General features: G+C 66.9%; 18 protein-coding genes and 1 pseudogene. 7 read left to right on the forward strand and 12 right to left on the reverse strand.

The window, feature by feature from the left end:
- Nucleotides 1-10: 10 nt before the first annotated feature.
- Nucleotides 11-418: a flagellar basal body-associated protein FliL gene (locus tag N5D30_RS13075; protein ID WP_279909336.1), complete on the reverse strand. Its 408-nt coding sequence runs from the start codon at nucleotides 416-418 to the stop codon at nucleotides 11-13.
- A 158-nt stretch (nucleotides 419-576) separates the two neighbouring features.
- On the opposite strand from N5D30_RS13075, the gene N5D30_RS13080 reads away from it, so the two are divergent.
- The 3 genes from N5D30_RS13080 (at nucleotide 577) to N5D30_RS13090 (ending at nucleotide 3,188) form a co-directional block, all read left to right on the forward strand.
- Complete coding sequence (locus N5D30_RS13080) at nucleotides 577-1,557, forward strand: NADPH:quinone oxidoreductase family protein (protein ID WP_279909337.1); 981 nt, start codon at nucleotides 577-579, stop codon at nucleotides 1,555-1,557.
- Between the two features lie 161 nt (nucleotides 1,558-1,718).
- A complete protein-coding gene (locus N5D30_RS13085; RefSeq protein WP_279909338.1) occupies nucleotides 1,719-2,582 on the forward strand; it encodes a tyrosinase family protein in 864 nt (287 codons plus the stop codon).
- 108 nt (nucleotides 2,583-2,690) lie between these two features.
- Nucleotides 2,691-3,188, forward strand: a complete 498-nt coding sequence (locus N5D30_RS13090; protein WP_279909339.1) for a hypothetical protein — start codon at nucleotides 2,691-2,693, stop codon at nucleotides 3,186-3,188.
- Between the two features lie 33 nt (nucleotides 3,189-3,221).
- Here the strand turns inward: N5D30_RS13090 and N5D30_RS13095 are convergent, their stop codons facing one another.
- The 4 genes from N5D30_RS13095 to trxA form a co-directional block, all read right to left on the reverse strand.
- Nucleotides 3,222-4,190, reverse strand: coding sequence for a CDP-6-deoxy-delta-3,4-glucoseen reductase (locus tag N5D30_RS13095; protein WP_279909340.1), 969 nt, complete (start codon nucleotides 4,188-4,190; stop codon nucleotides 3,222-3,224).
- Nucleotides 4,191-4,290: 100 nt separating this feature from the next.
- Nucleotides 4,291-5,757: a 4-hydroxy-3-polyprenylbenzoate decarboxylase gene (ubiD, locus tag N5D30_RS13100; RefSeq protein WP_279909341.1), complete on the reverse strand. Its 1,467-nt coding sequence runs from the start codon at nucleotides 5,755-5,757 to the stop codon at nucleotides 4,291-4,293.
- Between the two features lie 111 nt (nucleotides 5,758-5,868).
- On the reverse strand, nucleotides 5,869-7,128 hold the full coding sequence (rho, locus tag N5D30_RS13105) for a transcription termination factor Rho (protein WP_220811330.1): 1,260 nt from the start codon (nucleotides 7,126-7,128) through the stop codon (nucleotides 5,869-5,871).
- Between the two features lie 237 nt (nucleotides 7,129-7,365).
- Entirely contained in the window at nucleotides 7,366-7,692 is a 327-nt protein-coding gene (gene trxA / locus N5D30_RS13110) for a thioredoxin TrxA (RefSeq protein ID WP_220811329.1), read from the reverse strand.
- Between the two features lie 216 nt (nucleotides 7,693-7,908).
- On the opposite strand from trxA, the gene ppx reads away from it, so the two are divergent.
- Entirely contained in the window at nucleotides 7,909-9,408 is a 1,500-nt protein-coding gene (gene ppx, locus N5D30_RS13115; RefSeq protein WP_220811328.1) for an exopolyphosphatase, read from the forward strand.
- Between the two features lie 161 nt (nucleotides 9,409-9,569).
- Here ppx and serA read toward each other — a convergent pair whose 3' ends face one another.
- Nucleotides 9,570-10,799, reverse strand: a complete 1,230-nt coding sequence (gene serA, locus N5D30_RS13120; RefSeq protein WP_220811327.1) for a phosphoglycerate dehydrogenase — start codon at nucleotides 10,797-10,799, stop codon at nucleotides 9,570-9,572.
- 177 nt (nucleotides 10,800-10,976) lie between these two features.
- Between serA and N5D30_RS13125 the strand changes: the two genes are divergently transcribed.
- The 3 genes from N5D30_RS13125 to N5D30_RS13135 all read left to right on the forward strand — a co-directional run bounded on the left by N5D30_RS13125 (nucleotide 10,977) and on the right by N5D30_RS13135 (nucleotide 14,291).
- Nucleotides 10,977-12,371, forward strand: coding sequence for an FAD-binding oxidoreductase (locus N5D30_RS13125; protein WP_220811326.1), 1,395 nt, complete (start codon nucleotides 10,977-10,979; stop codon nucleotides 12,369-12,371).
- A gap of 128 nt (nucleotides 12,372-12,499) precedes the next feature.
- Nucleotides 12,500-13,165, forward strand: coding sequence for a fumarylacetoacetate hydrolase family protein (locus tag N5D30_RS13130; RefSeq protein ID WP_279909342.1), 666 nt, complete (start codon nucleotides 12,500-12,502; stop codon nucleotides 13,163-13,165).
- Nucleotides 13,166-13,364: 199 nt separating this feature from the next.
- Nucleotides 13,365-14,291 (forward strand): SdiA-regulated domain-containing protein, encoded by a 927-nt coding sequence (locus tag N5D30_RS13135; RefSeq protein ID WP_279909343.1) that lies wholly within the window; start codon nucleotides 13,365-13,367, stop codon nucleotides 14,289-14,291.
- On the opposite strand, the gene N5D30_RS13140 is transcribed toward N5D30_RS13135, so the two are convergent.
- The 6 genes and pseudogenes from N5D30_RS13140 to N5D30_RS13165 form a co-directional block, all read right to left on the reverse strand.
- Complete coding sequence (locus N5D30_RS13140; protein WP_279909344.1) at nucleotides 14,272-15,012, reverse strand: DUF6796 family protein; 741 nt, start codon at nucleotides 15,010-15,012, stop codon at nucleotides 14,272-14,274. The genes N5D30_RS13135 and N5D30_RS13140 overlap by 20 nt on opposite strands.
- Nucleotides 15,013-15,186: 174 nt before the next feature.
- Nucleotides 15,187-16,221: a histone deacetylase family protein gene (locus N5D30_RS13145; RefSeq protein WP_279909345.1), complete on the reverse strand. Its 1,035-nt coding sequence runs from the start codon at nucleotides 16,219-16,221 to the stop codon at nucleotides 15,187-15,189.
- A 143-nt stretch (nucleotides 16,222-16,364) separates the two neighbouring features.
- Nucleotides 16,365-17,408 (reverse strand): extracellular solute-binding protein, encoded by a 1,044-nt coding sequence (locus tag N5D30_RS13150; RefSeq protein WP_220811321.1) that lies wholly within the window; start codon nucleotides 17,406-17,408, stop codon nucleotides 16,365-16,367.
- Nucleotides 17,409-17,418: 10 nt separating this feature from the next.
- Nucleotides 17,419-18,207: an ABC transporter permease gene (locus tag N5D30_RS13155; RefSeq protein WP_220811320.1), complete on the reverse strand. Its 789-nt coding sequence runs from the start codon at nucleotides 18,205-18,207 to the stop codon at nucleotides 17,419-17,421.
- 35 nt (nucleotides 18,208-18,242) lie between these two features.
- Nucleotides 18,243-18,947 (reverse strand): annotated as a pseudogene (locus N5D30_RS13160) (ABC transporter permease); the annotation flags it as partial.
- Nucleotides 18,944-19,993, reverse strand: a complete 1,050-nt coding sequence (locus tag N5D30_RS13165; RefSeq protein ID WP_279909347.1) for an ABC transporter ATP-binding protein — start codon at nucleotides 19,991-19,993, stop codon at nucleotides 18,944-18,946. The gene N5D30_RS13165 and the pseudogene N5D30_RS13160, both read right to left, overlap by 4 nt.
- Between the last annotated feature and the right edge of the window lie 170 nt (nucleotides 19,994-20,163).

The following is a 20,163-nucleotide window of genomic DNA, read 5'->3' on the forward strand; positions in this document are numbered from 1 at the left end:
TGCACCCGCCCTACTGGAGGATGAGGTTGTTGAACAGCAGGTCTTCGACGATCGGCTTGCCTTCTTCCTGGGTCAGCACTTCCTGCACCTGCTTGAGGGCGTCCTGGCGCAGCTTCTCCTTGGCCGCCTCGTCGGCCATGCTGGCCTCGGTCTGCTGGGAGAACAGCATCACCAGCTGGTTGCGGATCAGCGGCTCGTGGTGCTCGACCCGCTCCTCGGCCTCGCTGCCGGTCACCCGCAAGGCGATGTCGGCCTTGTAGAACTTGAGCTTGGGCCCGGCGCCGAAATTGCCCACCAGGGCCGGCACCAGGTTGTAGTAGGCGACCTTGGGCGCGGCGTTCTCCTCGCCGCCGCCGCTGTTGGCCAGGGCGGCGCAGGGCAGGATCAGGGCCAGCAGCAACGCGATGCAGTTTTTCACGGACGACTCCTCGAAGGCGGATGCCGCCTAGCATAGCCATAGCGGCCCCCGCGCCCAAGCCCGGTGCTTATGGGGCGCCATCAGATGCGGCCATGCTCGTTGACCCTCGCGACCCGCCGCCTACACTGCCGGACAGTCACGAACCCGAGGAAAGTGCGATGAAAGCCCTGCTCTGCAAAGCCTTCGGCCCGGCCTCCAGCCTGGTCCTGGAAGACCTGCCCAGCCCCGAACCCAAGAAGAACGAGGTGCTGATCGAAGTGCACGCCGCCGGGGTCAACTTCCCCGATACCCTGATCATCGAGGGCAAGTACCAGTTCAAGCCGCCGTTCCCGTTCGCCCCGGGTGGCGAGGCCGCCGGCGTGGTCAAGGTGGTCGGCGAGAAGATCACCCACCTCAAGCCGGGCGACCGGGTCATGGCGCTGACCGGCTGGGGCGGCTTCGCCGAGGAAGTGGCGGTACCCGCCTACAACGTGCTGCCCGTGCCGAAGAGCATGGAGCTGACCAGCGCCGCCGCCTTCGGCATGACCTACGGCACCTCGATGCACGCGCTGAAGCAGCGCGCCAACCTGCAGCCGGGCGAGACCCTGCTGGTGCTCGGTGCCTCCGGTGGCGTCGGCCTGGCGGCGGTGGAGATCGGCAAGGCCATGGGCGCCAAGGTGATCGCCGCGGCGAGCACCGCCGAGAAGCTGGAAGTGGCGCGCAACGCCGGCGCCGACCACCTGATCAACTATAGCGAGCAGAGCCTCAAGGAAGAAGTGAAGAAACTCACCGGCGGCCAGGGCGTGGACGTGATCTACGACCCGGTCGGGGGTGATCTTTTCGAGGAGGCGTTCCGCTCCATCGCCTGGAACGGTCGCTTCCTGGTGGTCGGCTTCGCCGCCGGCGGCGGCATCCCGGCCCTGCCGGCCAACCTGCCGCTGCTCAAGGGCGCCGCGCTGATCGGCGTGTTCTGGGGCTCCTTCGCCCAGCGCCAGCCGCAGGACAACGCAGCCAACTTCGAGCAGCTGTTCGCCTGGCACGCCGAGGGCAAGCTCAAGCCGCTGGTGTCCCAGACCTTCCCGCTGGCGCGCGGCGGCGAAGCCATCGACGCCCTGGGCCAGCGCAAGGCCGTGGGCAAGGTGGTCGTGCTCGTCCGCTGAAGCACCGCGCCGCCCCGTGGCGGCGCCTCCGCGATTCACTGCTAGACTCCTCCACCAGCGCGGGCACGGATGCCTGCCCCGGAGCCGGATGGCGCCGGCCCGACGCCACCTCGCAAAGGCCCCAAGGCCTTTCCCGTCGATCCGCATACAGGGATGAATCTATGCAGCATGCCGCTCTCGGCGCCCTCCTCGGCGCCTCCTTGCTTATCGCCAGCCAGGCCCAGGCCGAAACCGCGACCAACGCCCCGCCCTTCGTTCGCAAGAACGCCAGCAGCGCCGCGGCCCTGCCCGACCTGATGGCGCTGCAGACCGCCCTGCAGAAGATGCGCGCCCTGGGCTGCGCCGACCCGCGCAGCTGGTACTACCAGGGCGCCACCCACGCCATCCCGCCGACCATTCCCAATGGCGACAACCCGCTCTGCCCGTCCTACACCAATATCGGCCAGCTCAAGTGGGGGTGGAACACCTGCACCCACCAGGACGGCTCGGAGATCCACTTCCTGCTCTGGCACCGCCTGTACATCCAGCATTTCGAGGCCATGGTGCGCCAGCTCTCCGGCAAGCGCGACTTCGCCCTGCCCTACTGGGACTACACCAACAGCGCCTATCGGGTGATGCCCGAGCCCATCCGCCAGCCAAACTCCAGTCTGTTCAGCGCCGAACGCCTGCCCAGCCTGAACGCCGGCCAGCCGATCCAGAACACGCCCATCGCCAACATGGACAAGCTGCTGGACGTGACCAGCCTGTTCCAGAGCAGGGTCTTCAGCGTGTTCAGCAACCAGATCGACCGCGCCCCGCACGGCGCGATGCACAACTACATCGGCGGCGTCTCCAACGACCTGACCATGTGGAACTCGATCTACCGCGACAAGGCCCACGCCGGCCTGATGGGCGAGGTGCCCTCGGCCGGATTCGACCCGGTGTTCTGGCTGCACCACGCCAACATCGACTACCTCTGGCAGAAGTGGGAACGCTCGCCGAACGGGCGACGCCCCTCGCTGGCCGAGCTGCAGGCCGTGCCCTGACCCTACCAGTTCTTCGACGCCAACGGCCAGCGCGTCGAATACAGCGTCGCGCAGGCCTACCAGGCCGCCTTCAGCCCCAACTACGTCTACGATCAGCTCGGCAGCCCGGTGGCCGCGCTCGGCAGCAGCGCCAGCGAAGAGCTGCTGCAGGCCAATGAACGCCAGCAGCCGCAACGCCTCTGGCAGGCCGCCCCGCGCCAGGCCCTGCAAGGCCTGAGCCTCGACCTGGCGCCCCCGCCCCAGACCAGCAAGTCCGCACCCAAGGTGCTAACGAGCGACGCCTCGGCACTGGTCCTGCAGATGGTTGTGTCCTTTACCGAGGAGCCCGACGGCGCCTACGAGGTGCTGATCACCGACAGCCAGGGCGGCGAACGGCTGGCCGGCTATCTGACCTTCTTCGGCGCCGCGCACCACGCCAGCAGCCATGGCGGCGCGGAGCTTTCACACGCCGATCACAGCGCCGCACCGGCACGGCTGAAGTCGTCGTTCCTGTTCGACGTGACCGACGAGCTGCCGGCCGACGGGCAGTACGGCCTGCGGGTGAAGAGCCAGGGCGATCGCAGCGACGAGATCCGCATCGACGACGTCAGCCTGCTGCGCTACTGAGGCAACCTGCCGGGCCGCCCTGGGGCGGCCCGGTCAGGAGCGGGGCGCGTAGGCGAACACGTCGGCGCGCATCTGGTGGGCGTCCATGCCGGCGTCCACCAGGGCGTCCAGGGTGCCGTAGACCATTCCCGGCGAGCCGCTGGCGTAGACGTGCAGGGACTTGAGGTCGGCGAAGTCCTGGCACACCGCCTCGTGCAGCATGCCGCAGCGGATATCGCCGGTGCAGGCGTCGCTGACCACCCGGTGCAGGTACAGGCCGGGCTGGTTTTCCCAGGCGCGCCAGTGGTCCAGGTGGTAGAAGTCTTCCGGCTGGCGCACGCCCCAGTAGAGGTGCAGCGGATGGGTGAAGCCGGTGGCCCGGCAGTGCTCGATCAGGCTGTGCATCTGCGCCATGCCGGTGCCGGCGGCGAGCAGCACCAGCGGCCCCTCCGGCAGCTCGGCCAGGTGGGTGTCGCCGAACGGCATCTGCACCCGCGCCAGGCGCGTGCGGCGCAGTTGCTCCACCAGTTGGCGCGGGGCGTCCTCGCGCGTCAGGATGTGCAGCTCCAGGTCGCGCCCCTCGTGCGGCGCCGAAGCCAGGGAGAAGGCCGCCCACTCGCCGTCGTCGCGCTGCAGCAGCAGGTACTGCCCGGCGTGGTAGCGCGGCGGCTTGCCGGCCGGCGCGCGCAGGCGCACGCGGCAGACGTCGCCGCCCAGATCGGCCAGGTCGAGCACCTGGCAGCCGAAGGTGCGCACCGGCAGCTCGCCGGGGGCGAGCACGCCGTCCCAGTGCAGCACGCAGTCCTCCAGCGGCTCGGCCAGGCAGGTGAACAGCTCGCCGTGGTCCAGTTCGGCGCCGTCCTGGCGCACCCGGCCTTCCACCAGCAATGCCGCGCAGATGTGGCAGTTGCCGTTGCGGCAGCTCTGCGGGCACTCGTAGCCCAGGCGCCGCGCGGCGTCGAGGATGCGCTCGCCGCCGTGTACGTCGAGCACGGCACCGGAGGGCTGCAGGGTGACCTTCATGCCACGGCCCCCGTGGGGGCGGCTGGGCGGCACTCCGTCTTGGCCGCGATGCCTCTGCGCTGTTCCGTTCGCGGCCAAGGCCGCTCCCACAGGCGCTTCATCAGTCGATCCCCAGTTGCGCCCACAGCTCGTCGACTCGTGCGACCACGGCCGGGTCCTTCTCGATCACCCTGCCCCACTCGCGGCTGGTCTCGCCCGGCCACTTGTGGGTGGCGTCGAGGCCCATCTTCGAGCCCAGGCCGGACACCGGCGAGGCGAAGTCGAGGTAGTCGATCGGCGTGTTGTCGATCATCACCGTGTCGCGCTTGGGGTCCATGCGCGTGGTGATGGCCCAGATCACGTCGTTCCAGTCGCGCGCGTTCACATCGTCGTCGGTGACGATGACGAACTTGGTGTACATGAACTGGCGCAGGAAGCTCCACACGCCGAGCATCACGCGCTTGGCGTGGCCCGGGTACTGCTTCTTCATGGTCACCACCGCCATGCGGTAGGAGCAGCCTTCCGGCGGCAGATAGAAGTCGGTGATCTCCGGGAACTGCTTCTGCAGGATCGGCACGAACACCTCGTTCAGCGCCACGCCGAGGATCGCCGGTTCATCCGGCGGCCGGCCGGTGTAGGTGCTGTGGTAGATCGGCTCGCGGCGGCGGGTGATGCGCTCGACGGTGAACACCGGGAAGGTGTCGACCTCGTTGTAGTAGCCGGTATGGTCGCCGTAGGGGCCTTCCGGCGCGGTCTCGCCCGGATGGATCACGCCTTCGAGGACGATCTCGGCGCTGGCCGGCACCTGCAGGTCGGAGCCGATGGCCTTGACCAGTTCGGTGCGGTGGCCGCGCAAGAGGCCGGCGAAGGCGTATTCGGAGAGGGTGTCCGGCACCGGCGTCACTGCGCCGAGGATGGTGGCCGGGTCGGCGCCCAGGGCCACGCACACCGGGTAGGGCTTGTCCGGGTGCTTCTGGCACCACTCGCGGTAGTCCAGCGCGCCGCCGCGGTGGCTGAGCCAGCGCATGATCACCTTGTTGCGGCCGATCACCTGCTGGCGGTAGATGCCGAGGTTCTGCCGCTCCTTGTTAGGGCCTTTGGTGATGGTCAGGCCCCAGGTGATCAGCGGCGCCACGTCGCCCGGCCAGCAATGCTGGATCGGCAGCTTGCCGAGGTCGACGGCCTCGCCCTCCTCGATCACCTCGTGGCACGGCGCATCCTTGAGCACCTTGGGCGCCATGCTGATGACCTTCTTGTAGATCGGCAGCTTGCTCCAGGCGTCCTTGAGACCCTTGGGCGGCTCGGGCTCCTTGAGGAAGGCCAGCAGCTTGCCGATCTCGCGCAGCTCGCCGACGTCCTCTGCACCCATGCCCAGCGCCACGCGCTTGGGCGTGCCGAACAGGTTGCCGAGCACCGGCACGTCGAAGCCCGTGGGCTTCTCGAACAGCAGCGCAGGACCGCCCTTGCGCAGGGTGCGGTCGCAGATTTCGGTCATTTCCAGCACCGGCGATACCGGTGCCTGGATGCGCTTGAGTTCGCCGCGCTTTTCCAGCTCGCGGATGAAGTCGCGCAGGTCGCGATACTGCATGCTTGGGCCTCACAGGTCGGGGCGCAAAGTTTAGCGCCGAACTGGGTTATTCAGAAGGCTGCGCACATGCAAAGGCCGGGTTTCCCCGGCCTCGCGTGCAACGATTCGTGCCTACTTGCGCTTCATCGACAAGAAGAATTCCTCGTTGGTCTTGGTGTCCTTCAGCTTGTCGGTGAGGAACTCGATGGCGGCGATCTCGTCCATCGGGTGCAGCAGCTTGCGCAGGATCCACATGCGCTGCAGCTCTTCCTCCCCGGTCAGCAACTCCTCGCGGCGGGTGCCGGACTTGTTGATGTTGATGGCCGGGAACACGCGCTTCTCGGCGATGCGGCGGTCCAGCGGCAGCTCCATGTTGCCGGTGCCCTTGAATTCCTCGTAGATCACCTCGTCCATCTTCGAGCCGGTCTCGACCAGCGCGGTGGCGATGATGGTCAGCGAGCCGCCTTCCTCGATGTTACGGGCGGCGCCGAAGAAGCGCTTGGGCTTCTCCAGGGCGTGGGCGTCGACACCACCGGTGAGGACCTTGCCGGAGCTCGGGATCACGGTGTTGTAGGCACGCGCCAGGCGGGTGATGGAGTCGAGCAGGATGACCACGTCCTTCTTGTGCTCGACCAGGCGCTTGGCCTTCTCGATCACCATCTCGGCGACCTGCACGTGACGGGTCGGCGGCTCGTCGAAGGTCGAGGCGACCACTTCGCCGCGCACGGTGCGCTGCATCTCGGTCACTTCTTCCGGGCGCTCGTCGATCAGCAGGACGATCAGGTAGCACTCGGGGTTGTTGCGGGTGATGTTGGCCGCGATGTTCTGCAGCATGATGGTCTTGCCCGCCTTCGGCGGGGCGACGATCAGGCCGCGCTGGCCCTTGCCGATCGGTGCGCAGAGGTCGATCACGCGGCCGGTGAGGTCTTCCTTGGAGCCGTTCCCGGCCTCCATGGTCAGACGCTTGGTCGGGAATAGGGGCGTCAGGTTCTCGAACAGGATCTTGTTCTTGGCGTTTTCCGGACGGTCGAAGTTGATGGTGTCGACCTTGAGCAGGGCGAAGTAGCGCTCGCCCTCTTTCGGCGGGCGGATCTTGCCGATGATGGTGTCGCCGGTACGCAGGTTGAAGCGGCGGATCTGGCTGGGCGAGACGTAGATGTCGTCCGGGCCGGCCAGGTAGGAGGAGTCCGCGGAGCGCAGGAAGCCGAAGCCGTCCTGGAGAATCTCCAGCACGCCGTCGCCGGAGATCTCTTCGCCGCTTTTCGCGTGCTTCTTGAGCAGGGCGAAGATGATGTCCTGCTTGCGCGAACGGGCCATGTTTTCCAGACCAGCCTGGTCGGCCATGTCCAGCAGTTCGGCAATCGGCTTTTGCTTGAGTTCGGTCAGATTCATAGGAATGACGTAGATAGATGAGAGAAGGAAGGAAAGCCTGTGGCTTTGCTGGCCGCGCCGCGAGAGGGCGACTGGATCGCTCGATATTATCGGGAGGAGTGCATCGGCGACGGCTTGGAGGGCGGCGGGGAACCCGGCGCAGGCCCGAATGTAACACCGCGTTTATCGTGGCGTCCAGCCTGCGTCCAAAGAAAAAGCCCCGCAATGTGCGGGGCTTCTGCTACAGCGGCGAACGCCTCAGATGTTGGCGTCGAGGAAGGCGGCCAGCTGCGACTTGGACAGGGCGCCGACCTTGGTGGCCTCGACGTTGCCGTTCTTGAACAGCATCAGGGTCGGGATGCCGCGCACGCCGTACTTCGGCGGGGTTTCCTGGTTCTCGTCGATGTTCAGCTTGCAGATCTTCAGCTTGCCGGCGTAGGTCTGGGCGATCTCGTCCAGGACCGGGGCGATCATCTTGCACGGGCCGCACCATTCGGCCCAGTAGTCGACCAGGACCGGACCTTCGGCCTTGATCACATCGTCTTCGAAGCTGGTGTCGCTGACGTTGGTGATGAATTCGCTCATGTACAGTCTCCGTGGTCGGAAGCGGAAAAAATTGGCGGTCATGATAGCCCGCCTTGCCCCGAGTCGAAAGCCGCAGGCCATTGAGCCTGGCTATCGATCCCGGGGTAAAAGCTGATGAAAGAATACGGCATCGAGGCCTCGGGCGGTTAACATGCGAACCATTGGAGCGCCTGCCTGGTCGTGGCAGGATGCCAGCGTTTCCTCAAGGAATCCCTCATGCCCAACACCTCCAAGCAGTATCCCCTGATTGCAGCCATCGACCTGGGCTCCAACAGTTTCCACATGGTGCTGGCCAAGGCCGATCATGGCGAGATCCGCATCCTCGAGCGGCTCGGCGAGAAGGTGCAGCTGGCCGCCGGCCTCAACGAGGAGCGCCAGCTCAGCGAGGAAGCCATGCAGCGCGGCCTCGATTGCCTGCGCCGCTTCGGCCAGCTGATCCAGCACCTGCCCCAAGGCGCCGTGCGCATCGTCGGCACCAACGCTCTGCGCGAGGCACGCAACCGCGCCGAGTTCATCCGACGCGCCGACGAGCTGCTCGGCCATCAGGTGGAAGTGATTTCCGGGCGCGAGGAAGCGCGCCTGATCTACCTCGGCGTGTCGCACACCATCGCCGACACTCCCGGCAAGCGCCTGGTGGTGGACATCGGCGGCGGCAGCACCGAATTCATCGTCGGCCAGCGCTTCGAACCGCTGCTGCGCGAGAGCCTGCAGATGGGCTGCGTCAGCTACACCCAGCGCTACTTCAAGGACGGCAAGATCACCCCGGCGCGCTATGCACAGGCCTACACCGCCGCGCGCCTGGAACTGATGAGCATCGAGCAGGGCCTGCATCGCCTGGGCTGGCAGGAAGCGGTGGGCGCGTCCGGCACCATCCGCGCCATCGGCCTGGCGATCAAGGCCGGCGAGCTGGGCAACGGCGAGATCAATCCCGAGGGCCTGGCCTGGCTCAAGCGCAAGGTGTTCAAGCTGGGCGAGGCCGACAAGCTGGAGATCGACGGCATCAAGCCCGATCGCCGGCAGATCTTCCCGGCCGGCCTGGCCATCGCCGAGGCCGTGTTCGATGCCCTCGAACTGCAGCGCATCGATCATTCGGAAGGCGCGCTGCGCGAAGGCGTGCTCTACGATCTGCTCGGCCGCCACCACCACGAGGACGTGCGCGAACGCACCCTGGGCGCGCTGATGGAGCGCTACCACGTCGACCTGCAGCAGGCGGCGCGGGTCGAGGCCAAGGCCCTGCAGGCGCTGGGCAAGGTCGCCGACACCTGGCAGCTGGACGAGGACTGGCACAGCGACCTGCTGCAATGGGGCGCGCGGGTGCACGAGATCGGCCTGGACATCGCCCACTACCAGTACCACAAGCACGGCGCCTACCTGATCGAGCACTCCGACCTGGCCGGCTTCTCCCGGCGCGACCAGCTGATGCTGGCGCTGCTGGTGCGCGGCCACCGCCGCAACATCCCTAAGGACCGCTTCGCCGAGTTCGGCGAAGACGGCGTGCAGCTGCTGCGCCTGTGCGTGCTGCTGCGCTTCGCCATCCTCTTCCATCACATCCGCGGCACCCAGGACATGCCGAAGGTACAGCTCAAGGCCGGCCCGCAGAGCCTCGACCTGACCTTCCCCGGCGGCTGGCTGGAAGCCAACCCGCTGACCCAGGCCGACTTCGAGCAGGAAGCCGAGTGGCTGACCCGCATCGGCTTCGCGCTGACGGTGCGCTGAAAGACCACGACCCACGACCGTAGGAGCGAGCTCTGCTCGCGAACCAAGACCCGTAAAGAGCTTCGCGAGCAGAGCTCGCTCCTACACAGGCCACGCGGCACTGATACACAGCAACGAAAAAGGGAGGCCGAAGCCTCCCTTTTTCATTGCGGCGACGCGCCTCAGAACAGGACGCGGCTGCGAATGGTGCCGGTGACGTGCTGCAGCTTCTCCAGCGCCAGGTCGGAGTACTCGGCGTCGACGTCGATCACCACGTAGCCGACCTTGTCGTTGGTCTGCAGGAACTGGCCGGAGATGTTGATGCCGTTTTCGGCGAACACCGTGTTGATCTCGCTCATCACACCCGGCACGTTCTGGTGGATGTGCAGCAGGCGGTGCTTGCCCGGGTGCGCCGGCAGGGCGACTTCCGGGAAGTTGACGGATGAGACGGAAGTGCCGTTGTCGCTGTACTTGACCAGCTTCTCGGCCACTTCCAGGCCGATGTTGGCCTGGGCCTCGGCGGTGGAGCCGCCGATGTGCGGGGTCAGGATCACGCGGTCCAGGCCACGCAGCGGGCTCTCGAACTCTTCGTCGTTGGACTTCGGCTCGACCGGGAACACGTCGATGGCGGCGCCGATCAGGTGCTCGTCCTTGATCGCCTGGGCCAGGTGGTCCAGTTCGACCACGGTGCCGCGCGCGGCGTTGATCAGGATGCCGCCCTTCTTCATGGCGCGGATTTCCTTCTCGCCGATCATCCACTGGGTGGACGGCAGCTCGGGCACGTGCAGCGACACGATGTCGCACAGGCCCAGCAGGTCGTACAGGTTGCCGATCTGGGTGGCGTTGCCCAGCGGCAGCTTGGTCACGGTGTCGTAGAAGAACACCTGCATGCCCAGGGCCTCGGCCAGCACCGAGAGCTGGGTGCCGATGGAGCCGTAGCCGATGATGCCGAGCTTCTTGCCGCGGATCTCGAAGGAGTTGGCCGCCGACTTGATCCAGCCACCACGGTGGCAGGAGGCGTTCTTCTCCGGGATGCCGCGCAGCAGCAGGATGGCCTGGGCCAGCACCAGCTCGGCCACCGAACGGGTATTGGAATAGGGTGCGTTGAACACGGCGATGCCGCGCTCGCGGGCCGCGTCCAGGTTGACCTGGTTGGTGCCGATGCAGAAGCAGCCGACGGCGACCAGCTTCTTGGCGCAGTCGAAGACTTCCTCGGTCAGCTGGGTGCGCGAGCGGATGCCGATGAAGTGAGCGTCGGCGATCTTGGCCTTCAGCTCGTCGCCGGACAGGGCGCCCTTGAGGTACTCGATGTTGGTGTAGCCAGCGGCCTTCAAGGTGTCGACGGCGTTCTGGTGCACGCCTTCCAGCAGAAGGAACTTGATCTTGCCCTTGTCGAGAGAGGTCTTGCTCATCGGAGTACCTGTTGTCCCACAAAAAGTGTCAGGGAAATCGGCCGCGGCCGACCCCGCGGATCGGCTCGGGGGCACGATTGGCGGGGTGCGTATGCTAGCATACGGACCCCGCGAAACGCCCACCCCTGACCGATGAAGCGTTCTCAGGGTGACCATGAACAGCTTGAGAGTTCCCAGATGACCAATCCCGCCCTGATCGACGAGCTGAAGACCCTGGTGGAGGCCGGCAAGGTGCTGACCGACGCCGACTCCCTCAACGCCTATGGCAAGGATTGGACCAAGCATTTCGCCCCGGCGCCCAGCGCCATCGTCTTCCCCAAGACCGTCGAGCAGGTGCAGGCCATCGTGCGCTGGGCCAACCAGCACAAGGTCGCCCTGGTGCCCTCGGGCGGCCGCACCGGCCTGTCCGCCGCCGCCGTGGCGGCCAACGGCGAGGTGGTGGTGGCGTTCGACTACATGAACCAGGTCCTCGCCTTCAACGAGTACGACCGCACCGTGGTCTGCCAACCGGGCGTGGTGACCAAGCAGCTGCAGCTGTTCGCCGAGGAGAAGGGCCTGTACTACCCGGTGGACTTCGCTTCCTCCGGCTCCAGTCAGCTGGGCGGCAACATCGGCACCAACGCCGGCGGCATCAAGGTGATCCGCTACGGCATGACCCGCAACTGGGTGGCCGGCCTCAAGGTGGTGACCGGTACCGGCGAGCTGCTGGAGCTGAACCGCGACCTGATCAAGAACGCCACCGGCTACGACATGCGCCAGCTGTTCATCGGCGCCGAGGGTACGCTCGGGTTTGTCGTGGAAGCGACCATGCGCCTGGAGCGCGCGCCGAAGAACCTCACCGCGATGGTCCTCGGCACCCCGGACTTCGACTCGATCATGCCGGTGCTGCACGCCTTCCAGAACAAGCTGGACCTGACCGCCTTCGAGTTCTTCTCCGACAAGGCCCTGGCCAAGATCATGGCCCGCGGCGACGTGCCGCCGGCCTTCGAGACCGACTGCCCGTTCTACGCCCTGCTGGAGTTCGAGGCCACCACCGAGGAAGTCGCCGAGCAGGCCCTGGCCACCTTCGAGCACTGCGTCGAGCAGGGCTGGGTGGTCGATGGCGTGATGAGCCAGAGCCAGCAACAGCTGGAGAACCTGTGGAAGCTGCGCGAGTACATCTCCGAGACCATCAGCCACTGGACGCCGTACAAGAACGACATCTCGGTCACCGTCGGCCAGGTGCCGGCCTTCCTCCACGACATCGACCGCATCGTCGAGGCCAACTACCCGGACTTCGAGGTGGTGTGGTTCGGCCATATCGGCGACGGCAACCTGCACCTGAACATCCTCAAGCCGGACAACCTGTCCAAGGACGAGTTCTTCGCCAAGTGCGCGGTGGTCAACCAGTGGGTGTTCGAGACCGTGCAGAAGTACAACGGCTCGATCAGCGCCGAGCACGGCGTGGGTATGACCAAGCGCGACTACCTGCACTACAGCCGCTCCGAGGCGGAGATCGGCTACATGAAGGCGATCAAGGCCGTGTTCGATCCGAATGGCATCATGAACCCGGGCAAGATCTTCCCGGTTTGAGGCCTCGACTCCCCTCTCTCCTTGGGAGAGGGGCCAGGGGGTGAGGGGTTTCCAGGCCACGCCGAGTCGCCTGCGGCACCCTCACCCCAGCCCTCTCCCAGCCAGTATCCCACCCGAGGAGCGGTCCCATGAGCTACCAGCACCACTACATCGACGGCACCCCGGTCCACTTCCCGCTGGGCAAGGTGGTCTGCGTCGGCCGCAACTACGCCGAGCACGCCGCCGAGCTGAACAACCCGGTGCCGACCGAGCCGCTGCTGTTCATCAAGCCGGGCAGCTGCACCGTGCCGCTGGAAGGCGGTTTCGCCATTCCCCAGGAGCGCGGCGCCGTGCATTTCGAGGCGGAGATCGCCGTACTGATCGGCAAGCCGCTGTCGAAGAAACCATCCGAGGAAGAGGTGCGCGACGCCATTTCCGGCTTCGCCCCGGCGCTGGACCTGACCCTGCGCGACGTGCAGGCGAAGCTCAAGGAAAAGGGCCTGCCCTGGGAGCTGTCCAAGTCGTTCGACGGCGCCTACGTGCTGGCACCCTTCGTGATGGCCGATGCGGTGGAGGACGTGCGCGACATCGGCATCCGCCTGTCCATCGACGGCCAGGTCCGCCAGGACGGCAACAGCCGCGACATGCTCAACCCGATCATCGGCCTGATCCAGCACATCGCCGGCCACTTCAGCCTGCAGCCGGGCGACGTGGTGTCCACCGGCACCCCCGCCGGCGTCGGCCCGCTGAGCAGCGGCGAAAGCCTGGAGATCGAGCTGGTCGGGCTCTCGCGCTTCGCCAGCCACGTCCTCTGAAAGCCCGGGCGAGAGCAGCAGATAGGCGCAGTTGTAGGAGCGGCCTTGGCCGCGAACCGGGAGCACGGCAAAAGCTTCGCGGCCAAGGCCGCTCCTACAGGATGTGTTCTCGATCGTGAACGGGTTCCGGGGCGGCCTTTCACAGAACTTTCACCGTGCCTGGGGTATCACAGAGGCTGATCTTCATCGAGCAGTCCCGATGTCCCTCGCCGTTCTCTCCCGCCGCCGCACGCTCAGCCTCGCGCTGGTCGTCATCCTCGCCTGCACCGTCGCCGTGGTCCGCTACCTGCACTGGGACGACCGCACCCTGCTCTGGCTCAAGGAGCAGAACGTGCCGACCGCCGACCGCGACGCCAGCATCTGGCTGCCGGGCTACAAGGTCAGCGTCGAAGGCAAGCCGCTGGCCGGCCTGGACGACGACGAGGCCTCCGACCTGGCCTACAGCCCGCTCACCGGCACCCTGTTCACCGTCACCGGCAAGCTGCCCATGCTGGTCGAGCTGAGCCGCACCGGCGAGGTGCTGCGGCGCATCGCCCTGAAGGGCTTCGCCAACCCGGAAGGAGTGGCCGTGCTGGAGAACGGCAACATCGCCGTGACCGACGAGCGCAAGCGCAACCTGTCGATCTTCGCCCTGACGGCGGACACCGAGGAACTGGACATCGCCGACGCCGAGCCCTTCGACCTGGGCTTCCCGGACGCCGGCAACAAGGGCTTCGAGGGCATCGCCTGGGACCCGGCCCAGCAGCGCCTGCTGCTCGGCAAGGAGCGCTCGCCCACCGCCATGTTCAGCCTGGGCAGCGACGGCCAGCAGTTGCTGGACCAGGAGCTGCAGCCGCTGCCGAGCTACGGCCTGGGCATGCGCAACCTGTCGGCGCTCAGCGTCGACCCGCGCACCGGCCACATCCTCGCCCTCTCCGCCCAGTCGCGCCTGCTGCTGGAGCTGGACGAGCACGGCGAGCCGGTCAGCTTCATCAGCCTGGTCGGCGGCCGCAGCGGCCTGGAGCAGCGCATCCCGCGCGCCGAGGGCGTGGCCATGGACGAGGACGGCACTATCTACATGGTCAGCGAGCCGAACCTGTTCTACGTGTTCCGCAAGGACGAGCCCTTCACCGCGCCGCAGGGCTGAGCGTGTCGCCGCGCCACAGCAGCGCGGTCGACAAGGCGTAGACGGCCAGCCAGCCGACGTTGAACGCCGCGCCGCCGAGCCAGGTGCTCAGCGGCTCCGGCAGCACGAACGGCACCAGCAGGCCGATACCGACCAGCGACAGCGGGTTGGCGACCAGCGCGAACCAGCGCGGCCAGGCCGTGCCACCGAGGGCGATGCGCAGGCCGAGCAGCAGCAGAGCCACGCCGAGGGTCACCACCGCCAGCAGCCAGGCGATCATCAGCACGTGGTCGAAGTGGTTGCCGAGTTCGAGCAGCGCGGCATGGGCCTCCACCGGCGTCTCCAGCAGCGTCTTGTAGACCATGCCGACGTAGTAGAAGCCGGCATGCCCGAGCGGCGACCAGGCGTTGCCGGCGACCAGCAGGGCGAAGGCCGCCCAGGCGAGCCATCCCCGGTCCGGGCGCATGCCCTGGAGCAGGTGCCAGCAGCCGGCCAGGTAGAAGACGATGCCGACGTTGGCGACCAGCGCGCCGGCCGCCAGGCGCGGCTCGGACGATGGCAGCATCATCGCCAGGCCGTCGAAACCGATCCGCTCGGCGTAGGTGTCGAGCAGCAGTGGATAGTCGGCGACGCCGGCATTGGCGCCGATGATGAGGGCGTCGCCGAGCGTCCACAGCAGCGCGCCGAGGATGCCCGCGAGGCCGCTCAGGCGGACGAGTCGAAGCCGGATGGATGCAGACATGGAGCCCCCTTGTCGAGAATTGTTCTCGATTCTAGGGGCTATCGCGCTGCCAGGCGAGCGAATCCCGCAGGGCGGGTGCAACCCGCGACTCCGCGATATCATCGGCCCCGCCCGCGGGTTTCACCCGCCCTACCGTAGGGTGCGCTGTGCGCACCGCCACCACCCATCCGCAGGTCAGCGCACGACGCTGTCGAAGCCCTGCAGCACGTTGATGGCGTTGATGCCGATCTCCTCCACCGCGTAGCCGCCTTCCATCACGAACAGGGTCTGCAGGCCGAGCTTGCCGATGACCTCGCCCATGCGCAGGTAGTCCGGGCTGTCCAGCTTGAACTGGGAGATCGGGTCTTCCTTGAAGGTGTCCACCCCCAGCGACACCACCAGCGCGTCCGGCGCGTAGGCGGCGATCTGCCGGCAGGCGGCGGCCAGCGCCAGGCTCCACGCCGACCAGTCGCTGCCGGCGGCCAGCGGGTAGTTGAAGTTGAAGCCCTGGCCGACGCCCTCGCCCTTCTCGTCGGCGTAGCCGAGGAAGAACGGGTATTCGAAGCGCGGGTCGCCGTGGATCGAGGTGAACAGCACGTCGGCGCGGTCGTAGAAGATGTCCTGGGTGCCGTTGCCGTGGTGGTAGTCCACATCGAGGATGGCCACCCGGCTGGCGCCCTGGTCGAGCATCGCCTGGGCGGCGATGGCGGCGTTGTTGAAGTAGCAGTAGCCGCCCATGTAGTCGGCGGCGGCGTGGTGGCCCGGCGGCCGACACAGGGAGAACACCCCGCGCGCGCCCTTGGCCAGCTCGGCCTGGCCGGTCAGGGCGACGTTCACCGAGCTGCTCACCGCCTGCCAGGTGCCGGCGGTGATCGGCACGCCGGCGTCGAAGCTGTAGTAGCCGAAGCGGCCGTCGACGCTGTCCGGAATGGTCTGGCGCAGGCGCCGGTTGGGCCAGGTGAACGGCAGCATGTCGTAGTCGCGACCCATGGCCTGCCATTCGGCCCAGGCGCCCTTGAGGAAGTGCACGAAGCCTTCGTCGTGGACCCGCAGGATCGGCTCCAGGCCGAACTCGCGCGGCCCCGCCACCTCGCCCAGCTTCACCTTCTGCGCCCGCGCCAGGACCATGTCGGCGCGGCTGGGCTTCTCGAAGCAGGGGGTGAGCTGGCCATCGATCAGTTCGAACTTGCCGTGGTGCAGGTGATGGTCGTCGCTGTAGATCGTCAGCATGAGGGGCTCCCCGGACTCGCAAGGGTCCGTGAAATGAAAGGATGAATTTTCCTGCCGGGATGGTTCAGGCGAGGGTCGAAGCACCCTCACCCCTACGCGGGCCGCCCCGACCCCTCTCCCAATGGGAGAGGGGAGCCAGGCGCTTATTTCTTCAGCTTGGTCCAGACCTTGGTGCGCAACGACAGGGCCTTGGGCGAGCACAGCTTGAACGGGCGCAGGCGTTCGAGCTTGTCCTGCGGGGTGTTGATGGCCGGGTCGTCGAACAGGGCCTTCTCCATGAACTGCTCGGAGCCGGCGATGGCGTTGTGGTACTTGGCGAAGTTGGAGGCGGCGGCGATGTTCTCCGGCTGCATCATCCAGTTGATGAACACGTGGGCCTCCTCGACGTTGGTCGCGCCCTTGGGAATCACGAAGTTGTCGATGAAGGTGGCGATGCCTTCCTTCGGATAGACGTAGACCAGCGAGCCGCGCTGCTCCTTGGCGCGGTGGAAGGCGCCGTTCCACTGCTGGTGCATGGCCACCTCGCCGGCAGCCATGCGCTCGATGGTGCCGTCGCTGTTGTACATGGCGAGCATGCCCTTCTGCTTGCTCAGCAGTTCCATCACCTTCTTCACCTCCTGCGGGTCCTCGGTGCAGCGGTCGATGCCGAGGTAGAAGGCGGCCGGCGGGAACAGGTCGTCCATCGAGTTGAGCGCCACCACCTTGCCCTTCAGCTCGGCCGGCGGGGCGAAGAACGGCCCCCAGCTCTCGTCGAGCTTGCCGCCCGGCACCTGGGCGCTGTCGTAGCTGTAGCCGGTGGTGCCCCACAGGTACGGCACGCTGTAGTCGTGGCCCGGGTCGAAGTCGAGCTTCTGGAAGGTCGGCGCCAGGTTCTTCAGGTTCGGCAGCTTGCTCTTGTCGAACTTCTGCAGCAGGTCCTCCTGGACCATGATCTGGATGAAGCTGTCCGACGGCACCACCACGTCGTAGTTGCCGCCGCCGGCCTTGAGCTTGGCCAGCAGGGTCTCGTTGGAGTCGTAGGCGTCGAGGGTGGCCTTGATGCCGGTGTCGGCCTCGAACTTCTTCAGCAGCTCCGGCGGGTAGTAGTCCGACCAGTTGGCGAAGTTGAGGCTGCCGGCGGCCTGGGCGGCGCCGGACAGGCCGAGGGCGAATACGACGGATAGCGCGAGCGGGGTACGACGGATCATGGTCTGGCTCCTAGCGTTTGCGTTGGCCGAGGTAGTACGACAGGGTGACGAAGAGGATGGAAAGCACGAGCATGATCGAGGAAATCGCATTGATCTTCGGCGATATACCCATGCGGATGGAGCTGAAGATGTAGATCGGCAGGGTGGTCGAACCGGCCCCGGCGACGAAGTAGGTGATGACGAAGTCGTCCATCGAGATGATGAAGGCGAGCATCGCCCCGGACAGGATGCCGGGCAGCAGCAGCGGGAAGCTGACCCGCCAGAACGCGCGCCAGGGCGAGGCGTAGAGGTCGGCGGCGGCCTCCAGCAGACGCGGGTCCATGCCCTGCAGGCGGGCGCGGATCGGCAGGTAGGCGAACGGCGTGCAGAACACCACATGGGCGATCAGGATGGTCAGCAGCGACAGCTTCAGGCCGATGAAGGCGAAGAACATCAGGATCGCCACCGCGCAGACGATGTCCGGCACCAGCAGCGGCAGGCCGAGCACGCCCTGCAATGCGCCCTGGCCGCGGAAGCGCCGGCCGTGCATGCCCAGCGCCGCCAGGGTCGCCAGGCAGGTGGCGATCAGCGTCGCCAGGGTCGCGACGATCAGCGAGTTCTTCGCCGCGCGGAGAATCTCCGGATCGTTCGCCACCACGCCGTACCACTTGAGGCTGAAGCCCTGCCACAGAGTGGCCGACTGGCCGGCATTGAAGCTCAGCGCCACCAGCACCACGATCGGGATGTAGAGGAAAGCGAAGAACGCCCAGGCCAGCGGCCGCACGCCGGTGAAACGCCACAGCGGGCCCTGCAGGTTCATGCGCGCACCTCCTGACCGCGCTGGCGCAGGCCGTTGAACAGCAGGGTCGCCCCGGCCAGCATGCCGGGCAGCGCCAGCGGCAGGATCACCCGCTTCAGCGCCTGCCAGCGGTTGGCGCCCAGGTCGAAGGCCGCCTCCACCAGGCGCCAGTCGAGCTTCTCCAGGCTGGTGTAGATCGGCAGCACCATGAACGGCAGGAAGCTGTAGAGCAGGCCGATCATCACCGCGCCGTTGCTGTACAGCAGGCCGACGCTGCCCTCGGGCACGCCGAACACGCCTAGCGCACTGTCCACCAGGCCGCCGTTGCGCAGCAGCAGCATCCAGGCGTAGACCCGCACCAGCAGGTTGGTCCAGAACGGCACGGTGACCAGGAACAGCAGCAGGTTGCGCTTCCTCTCGCTCTGCAGGGCCAGGTACAGCGCCGTGGGGAAGCCGATCAGCAGGCAGCCGGCGGTGGTCGCCACGGCCAGCCAGAAGGAGCGCTGGAAGATGCCCAGGTAGTCGGTGTTGAACACCAGGCTGTCGTCGAAGTCGCGCTCGTAGAGGAAGCCGACGTAGGCCTCCACCGAGTATTCGCCCCACTTCACCCCGCCGTAGTCGCCGGGCTGGAGGAAGGACACCAGCAGCATGATCGCCAGCGGCGCGATCAGGAACACCGCCAGCACCGCCATGCCCGGCGCGATCAGGCCGAGGCGGCGGACCAGCTGGCGGCGTTCGGCCAGTTGCCGTGGCGTGCTCATTCGGCCAGCACCCGGATCGCCGCGGCCGGCACGTCGAGACGCACCAGCGCGCCGCGCGGCAGGGGCTGCGCGCTGCCGCCACGGTTCTGCTGGCGCACGCGGAAGCCCGACTGCCCCGCCACCTTGAGCAGGTAGAGGGTGTCGGTGCCGATGTACACCACCTCCTCCACCTCGCCGGCCAGGTTGCCGGCCTCGTCCAGGGCCACCCGTTCCGGGCGGATCGCCAGGGTCACCGCGCCACGCCGCTCGCCCGCCCCCGGCAGCGCCTGGCCGTCGGCCAGTTCGAGGCGCTCGTCCCGGGCCCAGGCTTCGAGGAAATTGGTCTCGCCGATGAAGTCGGCCACCGTGCGGTTCACCGGGCTCTCGTAGATTTCGCTGGGTGTGCCGACCTGGAGGATGCACCCCTTGTTCATCACCGCGATGCGGTCGCTCATGGTCAGCGCTTCTTCCTGGTCGTGGGTGACGAAGATGAAGGTGATGCCGGTCTCGGCCTGCAAGCGCTTGAGTTCGATCTGCATTTCCTTGCGCAGCTTCATGTCCAGCGCCGACAGCGACTCGTCCAGCAGCAGCACCCGCGGCCGGCTGGCGAGCGCCCGGGCCAGGGCGATGCGCTGCTGCTGGCCGCCGGACAGCTGGTCGGCGCGGCGGCCGCCCACGTCCGGCAGCTTCACCAGCGCCAGCATGCGCTCCACGGTGGCGGCGATCTCCGCCTTCGGCTTGCCCTGCATCTCCAGGCCGAAGCCGATGTTCTGCGCCACCGTCATGTGCGGGAACAGCGCATAGCTCTGGAATACGGTGTTGACCGGGCGGCGGAAGGGCGGGAGGTCCTGCATCGGCTCGCCGTACAGGCGGATCACCCCGGCGGTGGGCTGCTCGAAACCGGCGATCAGCCGCAGCAGCGTGGCCTTGCCGCAGCCCGAGGGGCCCAGCAGGGTGAAGAACTCGTTGTCGCGGATTTCCAGGGAGACCTCGTCCAGCGCCTTGTGGCCGCTGCCGGCGGCGCCGTACTCCATGCTCAGGGTTTCGATCGAGATCGCGCTGCTCATCCGCAAATAGCTCCTAACCAATTGTTTTTATTGGCGATTAAGAGGCAGTTTGGTGCCAAGGACACCTTGCGATCGATTCTAGGCAGCGCCGCGCTTGCGGCAGAACGATAGATGCGGACAAAAGGGGATAGATGAGGCCAATCTGTAGGGTGTGCCGCGCGCACCGAGAC

The sequence above is a fragment of the Pseudomonas sp. GD03875 genome, assembly GCF_029840585.1.
GTDB classification, from domain to species: Bacteria; Pseudomonadota; Gammaproteobacteria; order Pseudomonadales; family Pseudomonadaceae; genus Aquipseudomonas; species Aquipseudomonas paralcaligenes.

Excerpts from the sequence above, each read along its gene's own strand:
- N5D30_RS13080 (WP_279909337.1), top strand. The coding sequence starts at position 577 with ATGAAAGCCCTGCTCTGCAAAGCCTTCGGCCCGGCCTCCAGCCTGGTC.
- N5D30_RS13085 (WP_279909338.1), top strand. The coding sequence starts at position 1,719 with ATGCAGCATGCCGCTCTCGGCGCCCTCCTCGGCGCCTCCTTGCTTATC.
- N5D30_RS13095 (WP_279909340.1), bottom strand. The coding sequence starts at position 4,190 with ATGAAGGTCACCCTGCAGCCCTCCGGTGCCGTGCTCGACGTACACGGC.
- ubiD (WP_279909341.1), bottom strand. The coding sequence starts at position 5,757 with ATGCAGTATCGCGACCTGCGCGACTTCATCCGCGAGCTGGAAAAGCGC.
- rho (WP_220811330.1), bottom strand. The coding sequence starts at position 7,128 with ATGAATCTGACCGAACTCAAGCAAAAGCCGATTGCCGAACTGCTGGAC.
- trxA (WP_220811329.1), bottom strand. The coding sequence starts at position 7,692 with ATGAGCGAATTCATCACCAACGTCAGCGACACCAGCTTCGAAGACGAT.
- ppx (WP_220811328.1), top strand. The coding sequence starts at position 7,909 with ATGCCCAACACCTCCAAGCAGTATCCCCTGATTGCAGCCATCGACCTG.
- serA (WP_220811327.1), bottom strand. The coding sequence starts at position 10,799 with ATGAGCAAGACCTCTCTCGACAAGGGCAAGATCAAGTTCCTTCTGCTG.
- N5D30_RS13125 (WP_220811326.1), top strand. The coding sequence starts at position 10,977 with ATGACCAATCCCGCCCTGATCGACGAGCTGAAGACCCTGGTGGAGGCC.
- N5D30_RS13130 (WP_279909342.1), top strand. The coding sequence starts at position 12,500 with ATGAGCTACCAGCACCACTACATCGACGGCACCCCGGTCCACTTCCCG.
- N5D30_RS13135 (WP_279909343.1), top strand. The coding sequence starts at position 13,365 with ATGTCCCTCGCCGTTCTCTCCCGCCGCCGCACGCTCAGCCTCGCGCTG.
- N5D30_RS13140 (WP_279909344.1), bottom strand. The coding sequence starts at position 15,012 with ATGTCTGCATCCATCCGGCTTCGACTCGTCCGCCTGAGCGGCCTCGCG.
- N5D30_RS13145 (WP_279909345.1), bottom strand. The coding sequence starts at position 16,221 with ATGCTGACGATCTACAGCGACGACCATCACCTGCACCACGGCAAGTTC.
- N5D30_RS13150 (WP_220811321.1), bottom strand. The coding sequence starts at position 17,408 with ATGATCCGTCGTACCCCGCTCGCGCTATCCGTCGTATTCGCCCTCGGC.
- N5D30_RS13155 (WP_220811320.1), bottom strand. The coding sequence starts at position 18,207 with ATGAACCTGCAGGGCCCGCTGTGGCGTTTCACCGGCGTGCGGCCGCTG.
- N5D30_RS13165 (WP_279909347.1), bottom strand. The coding sequence starts at position 19,993 with ATGAGCAGCGCGATCTCGATCGAAACCCTGAGCATGGAGTACGGCGCC.